Raw genomic sequence first — 14773 nt, forward strand, 5'->3', positions numbered from 1 at the left:
TGAGTCTCGCCCACTCAGGTGGGCGTGGACGTCCCAGGTGAGTCCGACGGGGTGCGGACAGCTCTCGTCTACGCGCCGGTGGCGGGGGCGGCGACGCCGTGGAACACGAGGGCGAGGAGGGCCTCGGTGAGTTCGTCGGGGGAGACGCGGCCGGAGGGGCGGAACCAGTCGACGGTGGAGTTCATGGCCCCGAAGAGGAGGCGGGCGACGACGGTGGGATCGAGGTCGTCGCGGATCAGGCCGGCGAGTTGTGCCTGCAGGACGATCGCCGACATGCGCGCGTCGAATTCGCGCCGCCGGGTGAGGGCGCGCAGTTCGGCGGGGCTGTTGCCGCGGAGCCGCAGCAGGAGCCGGACGAACGGCTGGTAGTCGATCAGGATCTGCACCATCTCGCGGATGAACGCCTCGAAGCGCACGTCGAGGGTCTCGGGGAGTGCTCGGCACTGCGGAGCCCGGCGTCCAGCGCCTCGAACGCCGTCTCGAGCGCGAGCGTGAGGAGTTCCTCCTTGCCGTCGACGTGGTGGTACAGCGCCGACTTCGACACCTTCAACCGCTCGGCGATCATGCCCATCGTCGTGGCGTCGTACCCGTGTTCGTCGAACGCCGCGACGGCCGCGAGGATGACGGCCTGCTGATCATGGCCCGGTCGGCCACGGCGAGCAGGTCTGTCGGTCACGTCACCCATCCTGTCATGCGGCGCGCAGGGGTCCCGGTGGTGGTCCTGGAGCGTCGGGTGCGAGCGAAATCCGCACTCACCGTTGTGGTGCCACGCCCTGTGGTGACGGCGCCCAGGCCCCCGCCACAGACCAGCCCTTCGCGGGTTGACGCGCACCCCCACCTCCATATACTGAACCGACGGTCGGTATATGCATCCGGCGAACCGAGAGCCACGGTCCACGTGAGCACGCGACCACCAAGCAGCATGAGGTGACACCCATGACGGACACCCGCCCCGACCTCCGGTCGGTCGAGCAGCCCAGCGACGCTCCAGACACCGAGGCGCAGGCCCACTTCGACGCCCTCCTCGCGGCCGACGAACGCATCGAGCCGCGGGACTGGATGCCCGCCAAGTACCGCAAGACGCTGGTGCGGCAGATCTCCCAGCACGCGCACTCCGAGATCATCGGCATGCAGCCCGAGGGCGCCTGGATCAGCCGGGCCCCCTCGCTCAAGCGCAAGTCCATCCTCATCGCCAAGGTGCAGGACGAGGCCGGTCACGGCCTGTACCTGTACTCCGCGGCCGAGACCCTCGGCACCACGCGCGAAGAGATGAACGAGCAGCTCATGTCGGGCAAGGCCAAGTACTCCTCGATCTTCAACTACCCCGCGTTGACCTGGGCCGACGTGGGCGCCATCGGGTGGCTCGTCGACGGGGCCGCCATCTGCAACCAGGTCCCGCTGTGCCGCTGCTCCTACGGCCCCTACGGCCGCGCCATGGTGCGCGTGTGCAAGGAGGAGTCCTTCCACCAGCGCCAGGGCTGGGAGATCCTCCACGCGCTGTCCAACGGCACGCCCGAGCAGAAGGCCATGGCGCAGGACGCCGTCAACCGCTACTACGGGCCCGCGCTGCAGATGTTCGGCCCGCCGGACGCCGACTCGCCCAACTCCCAGCAGTCGATGGCCTGGAAGATCAAGCGGTTCTCCAACGACGAGCTGCGCCAGCGCTTCGTCGACATGATGGTGCCGCAGGCCGAGGCGCTCGGGCTCACCCTGCCCGACCCCGACCTGGCGTGGAACGAGGCCCGCGGTCACTACGACTACGGCGACCTCGACTGGGACGAGTTGAAGGCCGTCATCGCCGGCAACGGGCCCTGCAACACCCAGCGGATGGCACACAAGATCAAGGCCCACGAGGACGGCGCCTGGGTCCGCGAGGCCGCCGCCGCGTACGCCCGCCGCCACACCTCCACGGACGCCACGCTCAAGCACGCCTGACCGACCCACGACGCATGACGCAACGGGTGCGTGATGCGGCACCGCCACCAGCCCTTCCAGCGGGAGACAACGATGTCCGAGCAGAACACGCCCACGCCCTCCGGTGACCGGAGCAGCGAACCCCTGTGGCCGCTGTGGGAGGTCTTCGTCCGGGCCTCGCGCGGCCTGTCCCACGTGCACGCCGGGTCCATCCACGCCCCCGACGCGGCCATGGCCGTCCGCAACGCGCGCGACCTCTACACCCGCCGCAACGAGGGCGTGTCGGTGTGGGTCGTGCCCGCCGAGGCGATCATCAGCTCCGACCCCGACCACAAGGGCGCCTTCTTCGAGTCAGCGCAGGGCAAGAACTACCGCCACGCCACGTACTACACGCAGAGCGAGGGAGTGAAGCACCTGTGAGCCAGTTCGACAGCGCCACCAAGATCAGCGCCGGCCAGGCACTCACCGCCGAGGACATCGCCGCCGCCGGGCTCCGGGCGAGCGACGACGTCGCCCGGTACGCCCTCCGCCTCGCCGACGACTCCCTCGTCCTCGCCCAGCAGCTCGCCGGGTGGATCTCCCGCGCCCCCGAGCTCGAGGAGGACATCGCCCTCGGCAACATCTCCCTCGACCTGCTCGGTCACGCCCGCTCGTTCTACACCTACGCCGGCACGGCCTGGGGCAAGAGCGAGGACGACCTGGCCTACTTCCGCGACGAGACCGAGTACACCTCCGCGCACCTCGTGGAGGTCGCCAACGGCGACTTCGGGCAGACCATCGCCCGGCAGCTCCTCTTCAGCCTCTACGCCGTGCACCTGTACGACGAGCTGCAGAGATCCACCGACGAGACCCTCGCCGTCATCGCCGCCAAGGCCGTCAAGGAGGTCGAGTACCACGTCGACCACGCCTGGCAGTGGACGATGCGCCTCGGGATGGGCACGGAGGAATCCGCCCGCCGCATGCAGGCCGGTCTCGACATCGTGTGGGCCTACGTCGAGGAGCTCTTCGAGGACGACGACCTCATCGACGCCCTCGACGGCATCGCCGTGCGACCCTCCACCCTGCGTGAGCCGGTCATGGCCACCCTCGAGCGGGCGATCACCGAGTCCGAGCTGACAGTGCCCACCACCCCCGCCGCCGTCACCGGAGGCCGGCGGGGCATCCACCGCGAACACCTCGGGTTCGTCCTGGCCGAGATGCAGGTGCTGACCCGCAAGCACCCGGGAGCGACCTGGTGATGACCGACGCCCCGGCCCCGGCCACTCCCGCCGGTGCAGCGACCCGCCCGGAGGCCGCCGCGGATCGGCGCGTGTGGGACATCGCCGCCACCGTGTGCGACCCCGAGGTGCCCGTGCTCACCCTCGAGGACCTCGGCATCCTGCGCTCCGCCCGCGCCACCGAGCACGGAGCGATCGTCGAGATCACCCCGACCTACTCCGGCTGCCCGGCCGTGGGGCGCATGCGCGACGACGTGACCGACGCGCTCACCGAGCGGGGCTACACCGACGTCTCGGTGCGGGTCGTGCTCTCCCCGGCGTGGACCACCGACTGGATGACCGAGGACGGCAAGCGCAAGCTCGAGGAGTACGGCATCGCGCCCCCGGACCACTCGCACCGCACGCCGGGGCCGCGCTTCGGCGGCACTCGGGTGGCGTTGTCCGTCAAGTGCCCTCACTGCGACTCCCTCGACACCCGCGAGGTCACCCGCTTCGGGTCCACGGCCTGCAAGGCGCACTACGTCTGCCGCGCCTGTCTCGAACCCTTCGACTATTTCAAGGTGCTGTGATGCCGCTCACGACCCCCGCCGCCGCGCCCAGTTCCACCCACTCACCGTCGCCCAGGTGCGGCCGCTCACCGACGCCGCGATCGAGGTCACCCTCGCCGTGCCCGAGTCGCTCGTCGACGACTACGGCTACGTCAGCGGCCAATACGTCGCGCTGCGCACCGAACTCGAGGGCAAGGAGGTGCGCCGCAGCTACTCGATCTGCGCGCCGCCTCGGCCCGGCGAACTCAAGATCGGCATCAAGCGCGACCTCGGCGGTCTGTTCTCCAACTGGGCCAACGACAACCTCAAGGCGGGCGACGTCCTGGAGGTCATGAGCCCCACCGGGGCCTTCGTCTCCCAGCACGCGATGACCTCGCTCAACGACGCCGCGGCCATCGCCGAGGAGTCCACGGGGCTGTCGCGGTACGTCGCGTTCGCGGCCGGCTCGGGCATCACGCCGATCATCTCGATCGTCCGCTCGATCCTCGACTCCAACCCGCAGGCCTACATCAACCTCGTGTACGCCAACCGGGCCGCGATGGACGTGATGTTCGTCGAGGACATCGCCGACCTCAAGGACCGTTTCCCCTCCCGGCTGGCCGTCCACCACGTCCTCTCGCGCGAGCAGCGCCTCTCACCGACCCACACCGGACGCATCGACGCCGACAAGCTGCGGTCGATGTTCGGCACGATGATCCGTCCCGAGGTCGTCGACGAGTGGTTCCTGTGCGGGCCCTTCGAGCTGGTCCAACTCATCCGCGACGAGCTCACCGCCTACGGCGTGCCGCCCGAGACGGTCCGCTACGAGCTGTTCGGCACCGGCAAACCCGAAGGCGCGCCCGAGGGGCAGGCGGGACGTCCGGTCGTCGCCGACCCGCAGGGCGACAACGTCGAGATCACGTTCCGCCTCGACGGTCTCGAAGGCAGCGTGCAGAGCCCCAAGAGTGCGAACGAGTCGATCCTCAACGCCGCGCTGCGGGTGCGCGCCGACGTGCCGTTCGCGTGCGCCGGCGGCGTGTGCGGCACGTGCCGCGCCAAGCTGGTCTCCGGCGAGGTCGACATGACGGAGAACTACGCCCTCGAGCCCGACGAGATCTCGGCCGGCTACGTCCTCACGTGCCAGTCCCACCCCACGACCGACGCGGTGCACGTCGACTTCGACGCCTGAGCATCACCCGGATCTGCCTCGATCGCGGGCGGAGCGATCGGGGGCCAGCACGAGGTAGAGCCCGACGCCCAGCAGGGACGGCCCGACCGTGGCGAGGACGAAGGTGGTCGAGTCGGTGAGGCCGACGAAGCCGAGGAAGAGCAGACCGAAAGCCGAAACGGCGAGACCGGCCACGACGGCCGCGAGCCCGAGAAGGCGCCGGATCACGGTCTTGAGCCGTCTCACCGAGGCCGGCAGCTCGTCCGGCTCGAGCGGGTACCGCGTGGGCTCGGGCCCGGTCGGTAGACGGGGGTAGCTCCCGGGACGCCAGGGAGACGGCCGGTCCTGAATCGACGACTCCTCCCGGCCGTCGTACGGCGCCACCGGGATCGTCGGCAGCGGCCGCCAAGCCTCCGCAGCCCGTGGATCGGGCGGCCGTCGATCCGAGAATTGTCGCGGCGCGGGCTCCTGGCCGGACAACGGGTCGGTGCGGTCGGTGAACTCGCTCATGAGGGGCTCCCGGTCGGCGGGTGGATGGCGCCGCCAGTGTCCCGAGCCGCGCGCGTGATGTGGTGCCGCAACCGCGAAGTCGGGGCGCAACCTGTGGACGACCACGGCGTCCTCGTCCAGGAGAAGGCGCTCACTGCAGCGAGGCGACCCCGGACGGCGTCATCGACGTCGTCGGCCTGCTGATCCCCGACGTGCCCGGCCGACCATTCCCGCGGTGATCCCCAGCACGCCGAGGACGATGCCGAACACGCCGCCGATGATGCCGAGAACCTCGGGGTACACGGCAGGGTCCGCCTCGGAGACGCGCACCTGCTCGCCGGTGCAGAGGATGCGGTGATCGCCGTCGGTCCGGGCGGTGAAGGCGCCGACGGCCTCCATGGATTCACCGTTGACCGTCACGCTGACGCCACGCGGACGGATCGGCAGGGCTCCGCCGCTCGGCTCGGTGACCGTGCACCTGGTCGACATCCCCGAATCGGCCCACAGCGTGCGCTCCTCGTCGGCCCGCAGCGGAACCGTGAGACCGTCCGGCGGGACGAGGGCGCCGTCGAAGACCGCCGCGGTGGACGTCACGAGCCCGGCCACGGAGACGCCGAGCGACCCTAAGCCACCGAGGAGCAGCACCCCACCGAGGACCACGGCCACCGGCGACCACCGCGGGCGACTCGACGACCGACCGGGCCGGCTCGAACCGGGGTCGATCGGGATGGGCCGCGGGGATCCGCTCGGCTCCTGGCGGCGCCGGGACGACGGGCGCTGCCGGGGGACGAAGACGCTCCCGTCGGTACCCCCGGGCCGAGAAGGCCCCGAGGGCGGGGTGGTTCGCCCCGGCCGGGCGTCCTGCGGCCGGCCGGAGGCGTCGCGCGGACCGACCCGGGGCGCCGGATTCTCCCAGCCGAGCAGGGGGTCGGGACGGTCCGTGGGGTCGCTCATCGCTGTCCTCCGAGGTGGCTCGAGCCGGACGCCGCCACCTCACCCGGCGTGGGTGAGCCGTCCTGCGACGATCGTCGCGGCGACGGGCATCTCCCGCAAGACGTCACAGGCCTCCCGGCTGTCGGCGGGGACGGCGAGCGGATCGGCGTCGAGCAGGACGACGTCGCCGCGCGACCCCGGCGCGATCGTGCCCTGCCCGTCGAGGCTGGCGACGAGGGCCTCGGCGGGCGTCAGCGCCTGGTGGGGCATCCAGGGTTCGCGCTCGTCGGCGCTGCGGTGCACGGCCGCCGCCATGGCCAGCCAGGGATCGAGGGGGAGACGGGCGCGTCGGACCCCAGTGCCAGACGCACCCCGTTGCCCACCAGACTCCGGAAGGGGAAGAGACGATCGGCGCGGTCGGGCCAGCACTGCCGGGCGACGTCACGGTCGTCCCAGAGGTGGGCCGGCTGCACGCTGGCCCGCACCCCGAGGCGGCCCATGCGGGGGATGTCCTCCCAGCTCACCAGCTGCGCGTGCTCGACGCTCCCACGGGCACCGGTGACCTCGAACGCGTCGAGGGCGTCACGGACCGCCGCGTCCCCGATCGCGTGCAGCGCGACCTCCAGGCCGTTCTCGGCGGCCAACGAGAGCAGGCGGCGCAACTCCTGCGGGTCCACGTTCTGCACCCCGTGGGGATGCAGGATGTCGTCGGCGTCGGCGTACGGCTCGCAGCAGTAGGCGGTGCGGGTGTTGAGCGAACCGTCGGAGATGATCTTCAGCGGCCCGACGCGCAACAGGCCACCACTGTCGCCGAGAGGCTGCCCCGTGCGCCGACCTGCGGCGATGAGGTCCTCCAGGCCGTCGGGATAGGTGCCGACCCGCACGCGGAGCGTGTTGATGCCCGCCGTCGAGAACCGGTCCGGCCACTCCTCGACGCCGCGCGCGAACTCCAGATCGATGATGCCGGTGACGCCGCGGGCGGCCGCCTGGTCGGCGGCGCGGTGATACCCGGTCACGGTCTGCTCCGCCAGGCCCGGGAGGCCGGACACGCGGGGGAAGACGTCGAACCACTCCTGCTCGAAGACGGTGCTCTCGCGCGGGTCGAGACCCAGCAGGTGTAGCGCCCGGGAGTTGAGCCACGCGGCGTGGCAGTCACCGCTGATGACGACGACGGGGTGTTCACCGCTGATCGCGTCGAGGTCGGCGACCTGCGGCTGCTCGTGCCAGGTGGCGCTGCGGAACCCGAAGGCGGCGATCGTCGCCCCTGCCTTCTCCGGCGGCATCACGACCACCTCGCGCGCGACCATCGAGGCCACCTCGGCGGCGCTCGTGGCGTCGGCCACGTCGAGCCGGGTGGTGGTGGCGGCCCACTGGCCCATGTGCACGTGGGCGTCCCAGAGCCCCGGGATGACCCATCGCCCACCGCCGTCGTGCACGGTCTCGCCGGCCCGCGGGGGAGGTCGGGGCCGACCTCGGTCACCTCACCCTCGACGATGCGGACGTCGACGAGCTCACCCGGCCGGGCGTGGGTGGGCGGCGGTGCGAGCGGGACGAATCCGCTGGTCCGCTCACGCGTGAAACCGTCGATGTCCACCACGCGCACGCCACGGACCACACACCCGAACACGTTCTCTCCTCCACAGCTCGTCGATGCGGCCCGCAGCCGCATCCACCACTGTCTCAGGTCGCGGAGGAAAGGGAACCGTAGCGTTGGGCGGCGTCCTGAAGGATCGACACGTATCCGGCGCGCTCGTAGGCCGTGGCGTCCACGTCGGCGGGCACCGACAGCAACCCACGGGCCTCGTCGATCGAGTCGAATCCCTTGCGGGACAACCATTCCGTCAGGCCGTAGACGAGCGAGGCCGAGTGGACCGGTCCGTTGCGCACGAGGGAGGAGGTGGACATCACCACATCGGCGCCCGCGAGCACGTACCTCACGACGTCGTCGGCGGTCTCGACGCCACCGGTTCCGGCCAGGCTCGCCCGCACGCGACCACGCAGGGCCGCGATCCAGGTGCGCGGCAGCCGGCCGTCGACGGGGCTGCTCAGTCCGAATCCGCCCTGCACCGTGAGCGACTCGATGTCGACGTCGGGCTGGGCCCACCGGTTGAAGAGCACGAGACCGTCGGCGCCCGCCTGGTCCAGACGCAGCGCCATCTCGCCGAGGGAGGACAGGTAGGGGAGAGCTTGACCGCCACGGGGATGTCGACCTCGGAGGTGACGGCCCGCACGATCTCGACGTGCCGGTCCTCCACTTCGCGCGCCCGGCTCTTCACGTCACCGGTGACGAGGTAGATGTTGAGCTCGAGAGCCGCCGCGCCGGCGTCCTGCATCCGGCGGGCGAAACTCGTCCACCCGCCCAGGTCGGAGCCGTTGAGACTCGCGATGACGGGGACGTCCACGGCTGCCGCCGCGCGTTCGAGCAGGCTGAGGTAGCGGTGGGAGATCGGCTCGTGTTTGCGCCCCGCCTCGGGGAAGAACGAGAGGGACTCGGCGTAGAACTCCTCGTTGCGCTCCTCCAGGAGGATGTCGCGGGCGCTCTCCTGGCGGATCTGCTCCTCGAAGAGGGAGTGCAGCACGATCGCCGCGGCGCCGCCGTCGGCGAGGGCTCGCACCCCGTCGGCGTCGCGCGTCAGCGGTCCGGCCGACGCCACGACGGGGTGGGGCAACTCCAGACCCAGGTAGCGGGTCGTCAGGTCGGTCATGACCGTTCCCTTCGTGCGTCGGCGGCGAACTCGGAGGCTCCGCGGGTCGCCATCTCCTCGTACTCCGACCAGCGTCGGTCGACCTGGTCCTGACCGAGTTCGACGAGCCGCTCGGCCTCGGCGGGGTCGCTGGTCGCGAGGATGCGGAACCGCAACTCCTGATCGTGGTAGTCGCGCAACGGGATCCGCGGACGTGGCGAGTCCAGCAGGAACGGGTTGTCACCGCGCGAGCGCAGGATCGGGTTGTACCGCATCAACGGCCAGTGCCCGGAGTGCACCGCGCGGTACTGCTGGTCCAGGCCCTTGCGCATGTCGATGCCGTGGGCGATGCAGTGGCTGTACGCGATGATCAGCGACGGGCCGTCGTAGGCCTCCGCCTCACGGAAGGCGCGCAGGGTCTGCTGGGGGTCGGCGCCCATCGCCACGCGGGCCACGTACACGTTGCCGTAGGCGGTGGCCTGCAGCGCCAGGTCCTTCTTGGCGGTCGTCTTGCCCGCCGAGGCGAACTTGGCCACGGCACCGAGCGGTGTCGACTTGCTCGACTGCCCACCGGTGTTGGAGTACACCTCGGTGTCCATGACGAGGATGTTGACGTCACGCCCGGAGGCGAGCACGTGGTCGACCCCGCCGGAGCCGATGTCGTAGGCCCAGCCGTCGCCGCCGACGATCCACACACTGCGGCGCACGAGGTGGTCGGCCACACTGCGTAGGTCCTCGACCCACGCGCCGTCCAGGTCGTCCAGCCTGGCCTTCAACAGCGACACCCGCGCCAGCTGCGCCTTGAGGTCGGACTCGTACCGCTGGGGTGCCTCGAGGATCTCCTCGACCAGGTCGGCGCCGATCTCCTCCCGCAACTGGCCCAGCCGCTTGCGGGCGAGTTCGGTCTGCAGGTCGGCGGCGAGTCGGAACCCGAGTCCGAACTCGGCGTTGTCCTCGAACAGGCTGTTGCTCCAGGCCGGTCCGCGACCCTCGGCGTTCTTGGTCCAGGGGGTCGTCGGCAGGTTGCCGCCGTAGATCGAGCTGCAGCCGGTCGCGTTGGCCACGGTCGCGCGGTCGCCGAACAACTGGGTGAGCAGCTTGAGGTAGGGCGTCTCGCCGCAGCCGGTGCAGGCGCCGGAGAACTCGAACAGCGGCTCGAGGAACTGGGTTCCGCGCACCGTGCCGAAGTCGACGCGCGCCCGGTCGTTGACGGGGATCGTCTCGAAGAACGCGACGTTGGCGATCTCCGCCTCCTTGCGCTCGCGCACCGGGGAGAGGTTGATCGCCCGCCGGTTGGGGGCGCCGACCGGCTTGACCGGGCAGGCCTCCACGCACAGACCGCAACCGGTGCAGTCCTCCGGGTAGATCTGGAGGGTGTACCGGGCGTCGGGGAGACCGACCGCGTCCAGGGGCGCCGACTGGAACGACTCCGGCGCGCCGGCCAGGGCCTTGGCCGAGTAGTGCCGGCTGCGGATGACGGCGTGCGGGCACACCAGGGAGCAATTGCCGCACTGGATGCAGGTGTTCGGGTCCCACTCGGCCACGATGTCGCTGATGTTGCGCTTCTCGAACGCCGTCGTGCCGCTGGGGTAGGAGCCGTCGACGGGCAGGGCGCTGACCGGCAGCTGATCGCCGCGGCCGGACAGCATGAGGGCGGTGACGTCCTTGACGAAGACCGGGGCGTGCGCCGGAACGGGCGCCAGCAGGTCGTGGCCGGAGGTGACCTGCTCCGGCACCTCGATCTCGTGCAGCGCCGCCAGCGCGTGGTCGACCGCGGCCTCGTTGCGGGCCACGACCTCGGCACCCCGGCGTCCGTACGTCGTGCGGATGGACTCCTTGACGCGCTCGATGGCGACCTCACGCGGCAGCACCCCGGAGATCGCGAAGAAGCACGTCTGCAGCACGGTGTTGGTGCGGTTGCCGAGGCCGGCCTCGCGCGACACGGAGTTGGCGTCGACCGCGAACAGGCGGATCTTCCGCTCGAGGATCGTCTGCTGCATCGGCCGCGGCAGGGAGTCCCAGACGTCGGCCGGCGGCAGCGGGCTGTTGAGGAGCAGCGTCGCGCCCTCGGCGGCGAACTCGAGCACGTCGACGCGCTCGAAGATCGACGTGTGGTGGCACCCGATGAACGACGCCGAGGACACCAGGTAGGGCGCCCGGATGGGCTCCTTGCCGAAGCGCAGGTGCGACACGGTCCGTGAGCCCGACTTCTTGCTGTCGTAGACGAAGTAGCCCTGGGCGTGGAACTCGCCCTGGCCGCCGAGGATCTTGATCGTGTTCTTGTTGGCGCCCACCGTGCCGTCGGACCCGAGGCCGTAGAAGACGGCGCCGACCGTCGACTCGTCGAACAGGTCGAGGGAGTCGTCGTAGTCGATCGAGGTGCCCGACACGTCGTCGACGATGCCGACGGTGAAGCGCGGGCGAGGTGTCTCCGAGGCCAGCTCGTCGAACACGCCCACGACCATGCCGGGGGTGAACTCCTTGCTCGAGAGTCCGTACCGACCGCCGATGACGCGGGGCATCTCCTCCAGGTCGCCGCGGCCGTAGGCCTCGCCGACCGTGGACAGCACGTCGAGGAACAGCGGCTCGCCGCCGGAACCCGGCTCCTTGGTGCGATCGAGAACGGCGATGCGGCGCACGCTCTTCGGTATCGCGGCGAGGACCTGGGCCGCCGGCCACGGCCGGTACAGACGGATCTGCAGCACACCGACCCGGCGTCCCTGCGCGGTGAGGTGCTCGACCGTCTGGATCGCCGTCTCGGCACCGGAGCCCATGATGACGACGATCTGCTCGGCCTCGGGGTCACCGACGTATTCGACGAGGTTGTACCGGCGCCCGACGCGCGCGGCGAACTCGTCCATGGCCTGCTGCACGACCCCCGGCGCGGCCGCATAGAACGGGTTGACCGTCTCACGCGACTGGAAGTAGGTGTCGGGGTTCTGCGCGGTGCCGCGGATGAAGGGGTGCTCGGGGGACAACGCCCGGCCACGGTGATCGCAGATCAGCGAGGCGGGGACGAGCGTGCGCAGGTCCTCATCGCTGAGGTACTCGATCGAGTTGAGTTCGTGGGAGGTGCGGAACCCGTCGAAGAAGTGGATGAACGGGATGCGGGCGCGCAACGTCGACAACTGCGCGACGAGGGCGAGGTCGTGCGCCTCCTGCACCGACGCCGACGCGAGCAGGGCGAAGCCCGTCTGCCGCACGGCCATGACGTCCTGCTGGTCGCCGAAGATCGACAACCCCTGCGTCGCGAGGGCGCGGGCCGCCACGTGGAAGACCGTCGAGGTGAGCTCACCGGCGATCTTGTACATGTTCGGGATCATGAGCAGCAGGCCTTGGCTGGCCGTGAACGTCGTGGACAACGCCCCGCCCTGCAACGCCCCGTGCGCCGTGCCCGCCGCCCCCGCCTCCGACTGCATCTCCATCACCGTGGGCACCGTGCCCCACACGTTGGTGCGCCCGAGAGCGGCCCACTCGTCGGCCAGTTCGGCCATCGTCGAGGAGGGGGTGATGGGGTAGATGCTGCACAACTCGTTGAGACGGAAGGCCACCGAGGCAGCCGCCTCGTTGCCGTCGACGATCTTCCTCATGAGGACGAGTCCTTCCTGATCTGCCGGCGGCGGTTCATCGCTCGGGGACCATCTCGATGGCGTTGACGGGGCACTGCTCCGCGCACGTACCACAGCCGGTGCAGCGCGCGTAGTCGTAGCGGTATCGGTGGCCCCGGCCGAGCTTGATGATGGCGTCCTCGGGGCAGGAGCCCAGACACCCGTCGCACTCGAAGCAGTTGCCGCAGGACAGGCACCGGGCCGCCTCGAACCCGGCCTGGTCGGCGCTGAGACCGCCGACGACCTCCTCGAAGGCCGAGATGCGGGATTCGGGGTCGAGCTGCGGTTGGCTGCGCCGGTTGGCGTCGCCGAAGTACCACAGGTTGAGCGAGTCGAACGTGGCGACGGGTTTGCTCGTCTTGGGTGGCAAAGGGGCGGCCTCGAGGTAGGCGTCGATGTTGCGCGCCGCCCGCTTGCCGTGTCCGACACCGACGGTGACCGTGCGCTCCGAGGGCACGGCGTCGCCGCCGGCGAACAGACCGGGCACATCGGACATGAGCGTGGCCGGGTCGACCTGGACGACGCCGTCGTCGAAGCGCAGACCGGAGATCGACTTGAGGAACCCGGTGTCGGCCTCCTGTCCCAGCGCGAGGATGACCGTGTCGGCCGCGAGCTTCTCGAACTTGCCCGTGCCGTGCGGCCGACCCTCGTCGTCGAGCTCCATGATCTCGACCGTGAGGTCGGTGTCGTCCACCGAGGTGATCGTGCGCAGCCAGTTCATGGTCACGCCCTCGCTCTGCGCGTCCGTCTGCTCCTCGATGTGCGCGGGCATCTGCTCCTGCGTGCGGCGGTAGACCACGACCGTCTCCGACGCGCCCAACCGGCGGGCCACGCGGGCGGCGTCCATGGCCGTGTTGCCGCCGCCGTAGACCGCGACCCGGCGGCCCATGACGGGACGTTCACCGGAGGCGACGCCGCGCAGGAACGACACGGCGTCGACGATCTTGCCGGCGTCGCGGGCGGGGATGTCGACCTTCTTGGACAGGTGCGCCCCGATGGCCACGAAGACGGCGTCGAATCTGCCCTCGGTCTGCTCGACGAGGAGGTCCTGGACGACGTGATCGGTGACGATCCGCACGCCGAGCTCGGCGATGCGCGCGATCTCGGCGTCGAGCACGGGCCGGGGAAGGCGGTACTCGGGGATGCCGTAGCGCATCATGCCGCCGGGCTGGGGGAGCTGTCGCGGATCTCGACCTCATGCCCCAGGCGTGCCAGGTGGTAGGCCGCCGACAGACCGCTGGGGCCGGCGCCGACGACGAGGACCTTGCGGCCGCTGCGCACGCGCACCGGCTCGAACGTCCACCCCTTCTCCAGTGCCAGGTCACCCAGGTAGCGCTCGACACCGTGGATCGAGACGGCGCTGTCGAGTTCGATGCGGTTGCAGGCGCTCTCGCACGGGTGGTAGCAGACGCGGCCGTGGATGGCCGGGAACGGGTTGTCCTCGGTCAGCCGTCGCCAGGCCGCCTCGGGGTCACCCGCCTTGAGCAGCCGCAGCCAGTCCTGGATGTTCTCTCCGGCCGGACACGCGTGGTTGCACGGCGGGAGGAGGTCGCGGTACACGGGCATCCGCGAGCGGATCGGGGCGACCCGGCCGTAGGCCTGCGCCAGGTTGGGCAGCTGCGTGATGTCACGGCGGTCCTCGGGCATGTGGTCCTCGATTCCGAAGGATTCTGCTGTAGCTCGACGCTACGCAGGACCACGGCATTCCTTTGGGGACCTTCGTCCGGGATTCGCACGGAAGATCCGGTGTTTCGCCCGCGGATCCGCCCTGACGATGCGGGCGTCGAGGCCGGCGGTGCGGCGTCAGTGGCGGCGCAGCACGGCGCGGACGGCGGCCTGGACGACCTTCTCGTCCTCGGTGCCGTCCCCCGGCGCGGGACGCCGTCCGGCGTCGGCGCCGTCCTCGGCGAGGAAGGACACGGCTCCGGACAGGACGGCGCGGCGGTCGGAGTCGTAGTGGTGCCACCCGGCGAGCAGGGCCTCGAGCTCCGAAACCAGGTGTGTCCGGGGCGATTCGGACATCTGCTCATGCAGTGTCGCGATCAGATCGCCCGGATCGTCCGCGTCGCTGCACAGAGGCGCCACGCGGCTCCACAGCTCGCCCAGATCGCGGCTGAAACTGCCGAGCACAAGGGAATTGGAGGACCCGTCGAGAGAAACCATCATGAGTCACCACCGCACTGAGGTCGTCGGGCGCCCTCCACACTAGAGGCCCGGACGGAGGTTCGGCGAG

At 70.6% G+C, this 14773-nt stretch carries 17 protein-coding genes; 5 read left to right on the forward strand and 12 right to left on the reverse strand.

The annotated features are described in order from the left end of the window. Positions 1–68: 68 nt before the first annotated feature. Complete coding sequence (locus tag QQK49_RS06020) at positions 69–389, reverse strand: TetR-type transcription factor C-terminal domain-containing protein (RefSeq protein WP_284303153.1); 321 nt, start codon at positions 387–389, stop codon at positions 69–71. Next, a complete protein-coding gene (locus QQK49_RS06025; protein ID WP_284303154.1) occupies positions 374–676 on the reverse strand; it encodes a TetR/AcrR family transcriptional regulator in 303 nt (100 codons plus the stop codon). Before QQK49_RS06025 ends, QQK49_RS06020 begins: the two co-directional genes overlap by 16 nt. 260 nt (positions 677–936) lie before the next feature. On the opposite strand from QQK49_RS06025, the gene paaA reads away from it, so the two are divergent. The 5 genes from paaA (at position 937) to paaE (ending at position 4847) form a co-directional block, all read left to right on the forward strand. Continuing rightward, positions 937–1935: a 1,2-phenylacetyl-CoA epoxidase subunit PaaA gene (paaA, locus tag QQK49_RS06030; RefSeq protein WP_284303155.1), complete on the forward strand. Its 999-nt coding sequence runs from the start codon at positions 937–939 to the stop codon at positions 1933–1935. A gap of 72 nt (positions 1936–2007) precedes the next feature. Then, on the forward strand, positions 2008–2334 hold the full coding sequence (gene paaB / locus QQK49_RS06035) for a 1,2-phenylacetyl-CoA epoxidase subunit PaaB (RefSeq protein ID WP_284303156.1): 327 nt from the start codon (positions 2008–2010) through the stop codon (positions 2332–2334). Further along, complete coding sequence (paaC, locus tag QQK49_RS06040; RefSeq protein ID WP_284303157.1) at positions 2331–3152, forward strand: 1,2-phenylacetyl-CoA epoxidase subunit PaaC; 822 nt, start codon at positions 2331–2333, stop codon at positions 3150–3152. The genes paaB and paaC overlap by 4 nt, the downstream gene beginning before the upstream one ends. Then, positions 3152–3700 (forward strand): 1,2-phenylacetyl-CoA epoxidase subunit PaaD, encoded by a 549-nt coding sequence (gene paaD / locus QQK49_RS06045; RefSeq protein WP_284303158.1) that lies wholly within the window; start codon positions 3152–3154, stop codon positions 3698–3700. Before paaC ends, paaD begins: the two co-directional genes overlap by 1 nt. Beyond that, entirely contained in the window at positions 3684–4847 is a 1164-nt protein-coding gene (gene paaE / locus QQK49_RS06050; RefSeq protein WP_284305834.1) for a 1,2-phenylacetyl-CoA epoxidase subunit PaaE, read from the forward strand. The genes paaD and paaE overlap by 17 nt, the downstream gene beginning before the upstream one ends. Positions 4848–4850: 3 nt before the next feature. On the opposite strand, the gene QQK49_RS06055 is transcribed toward paaE, so the two are convergent. The 10 genes from QQK49_RS06055 to QQK49_RS06100 all read right to left on the reverse strand — a co-directional run bounded on the left by QQK49_RS06055 (position 4851) and on the right by QQK49_RS06100 (position 14562). Beyond that, positions 4851–5336: a hypothetical protein gene (locus QQK49_RS06055; protein WP_284303159.1), complete on the reverse strand. Its 486-nt coding sequence runs from the start codon at positions 5334–5336 to the stop codon at positions 4851–4853. A gap of 159 nt (positions 5337–5495) precedes the next feature. Beyond that, positions 5496–6269, reverse strand: coding sequence for a hypothetical protein (locus QQK49_RS06060; protein WP_284303160.1), 774 nt, complete (start codon positions 6267–6269; stop codon positions 5496–5498). Between the two features lie 39 nt (positions 6270–6308). Continuing rightward, entirely contained in the window at positions 6309–6518 is a 210-nt protein-coding gene (locus tag QQK49_RS06065) for an amidohydrolase family protein (RefSeq protein ID WP_284303161.1), read from the reverse strand. Then, a complete protein-coding gene (locus QQK49_RS06070) occupies positions 6500–7684 on the reverse strand; it encodes an amidohydrolase family protein (protein ID WP_284303162.1) in 1185 nt (394 codons plus the stop codon). The genes QQK49_RS06065 and QQK49_RS06070 overlap by 19 nt, the downstream gene beginning before the upstream one ends. Positions 7685–7928: 244 nt before the next feature. Next, positions 7929–8366 carry a beta/alpha barrel domain-containing protein gene (locus QQK49_RS06075; RefSeq protein WP_284303163.1) on the reverse strand — a complete coding sequence of 146 codons (438 nt, stop codon included), beginning with the start codon at positions 8364–8366 and terminating at the stop codon, positions 7929–7931. Continuing rightward, positions 8294–8953: a beta/alpha barrel domain-containing protein gene (locus QQK49_RS06080; RefSeq protein WP_284303164.1), complete on the reverse strand. Its 660-nt coding sequence runs from the start codon at positions 8951–8953 to the stop codon at positions 8294–8296. Before QQK49_RS06080 ends, QQK49_RS06075 begins: the two co-directional genes overlap by 73 nt. Further along, complete coding sequence (gene nifJ, locus QQK49_RS06085; protein WP_284303165.1) at positions 8950–12522, reverse strand: pyruvate:ferredoxin (flavodoxin) oxidoreductase; 3573 nt, start codon at positions 12520–12522, stop codon at positions 8950–8952. The genes QQK49_RS06080 and nifJ overlap by 4 nt, the downstream gene beginning before the upstream one ends. A 34-nt stretch (positions 12523–12556) precedes the next feature. Then, on the reverse strand, positions 12557–13699 hold the full coding sequence (locus tag QQK49_RS06090) for an NAD(P)-binding protein (RefSeq protein WP_284303166.1): 1143 nt from the start codon (positions 13697–13699) through the stop codon (positions 12557–12559). Then, complete coding sequence (locus tag QQK49_RS06095; protein ID WP_284303167.1) at positions 13696–14187, reverse strand: NAD(P)-binding protein; 492 nt, start codon at positions 14185–14187, stop codon at positions 13696–13698. Before QQK49_RS06095 ends, QQK49_RS06090 begins: the two co-directional genes overlap by 4 nt. A gap of 156 nt (positions 14188–14343) precedes the next feature. Next, complete coding sequence (locus QQK49_RS06100) at positions 14344–14562, reverse strand: hypothetical protein (RefSeq protein ID WP_284303168.1); 219 nt, start codon at positions 14560–14562, stop codon at positions 14344–14346. Positions 14563–14773 lie beyond the last annotated feature (211 nt).

Source organism: Mobilicoccus caccae, assembly GCF_030161635.1.
Lineage (GTDB): Bacteria > Actinomycetota > Actinomycetes > Actinomycetales > Dermatophilaceae > Mobilicoccus > Mobilicoccus caccae.

Coding starts and splice junctions, on each gene's coding strand:
- paaA (WP_284303155.1), top strand. CDS start 937: ATGACGGACACCCGCCCCGACCTCCGGTCGGTCGAGCAGCCCAGCGAC.
- QQK49_RS06065 (WP_284303161.1), bottom strand. CDS start 6,518: ATGCCCCACCAGGCGCTGACGCCCGCCGAGGCCCTCGTCGCCAGCCTC.
- paaD (WP_284303158.1), top strand. CDS start 3,152: ATGACCGACGCCCCGGCCCCGGCCACTCCCGCCGGTGCAGCGACCCGC.
- QQK49_RS06095 (WP_284303167.1), bottom strand. CDS start 14,187: ATGCCCGAGGACCGCCGTGACATCACGCAGCTGCCCAACCTGGCGCAG.
- QQK49_RS06020 (WP_284303153.1), bottom strand. CDS start 389: ATGGTGCAGATCCTGATCGACTACCAGCCGTTCGTCCGGCTCCTGCTG.
- QQK49_RS06090 (WP_284303166.1), bottom strand. CDS start 13,699: ATGATGCGCTACGGCATCCCCGAGTACCGCCTTCCCCGGCCCGTGCTC.
- nifJ (WP_284303165.1), bottom strand. CDS start 12,522: ATGAGGAAGATCGTCGACGGCAACGAGGCGGCTGCCTCGGTGGCCTTC.
- QQK49_RS06055 (WP_284303159.1), bottom strand. CDS start 5,336: ATGAGCGAGTTCACCGACCGCACCGACCCGTTGTCCGGCCAGGAGCCC.
- QQK49_RS06080 (WP_284303164.1), bottom strand. CDS start 8,953: ATGACCGACCTGACGACCCGCTACCTGGGTCTGGAGTTGCCCCACCCC.
- QQK49_RS06100 (WP_284303168.1), bottom strand. CDS start 14,562: ATGTCCGAATCGCCCCGGACACACCTGGTTTCGGAGCTCGAGGCCCTG.
- paaB (WP_284303156.1), top strand. CDS start 2,008: ATGTCCGAGCAGAACACGCCCACGCCCTCCGGTGACCGGAGCAGCGAA.
- QQK49_RS06060 (WP_284303160.1), bottom strand. CDS start 6,269: ATGAGCGACCCCACGGACCGTCCCGACCCCCTGCTCGGCTGGGAGAAT.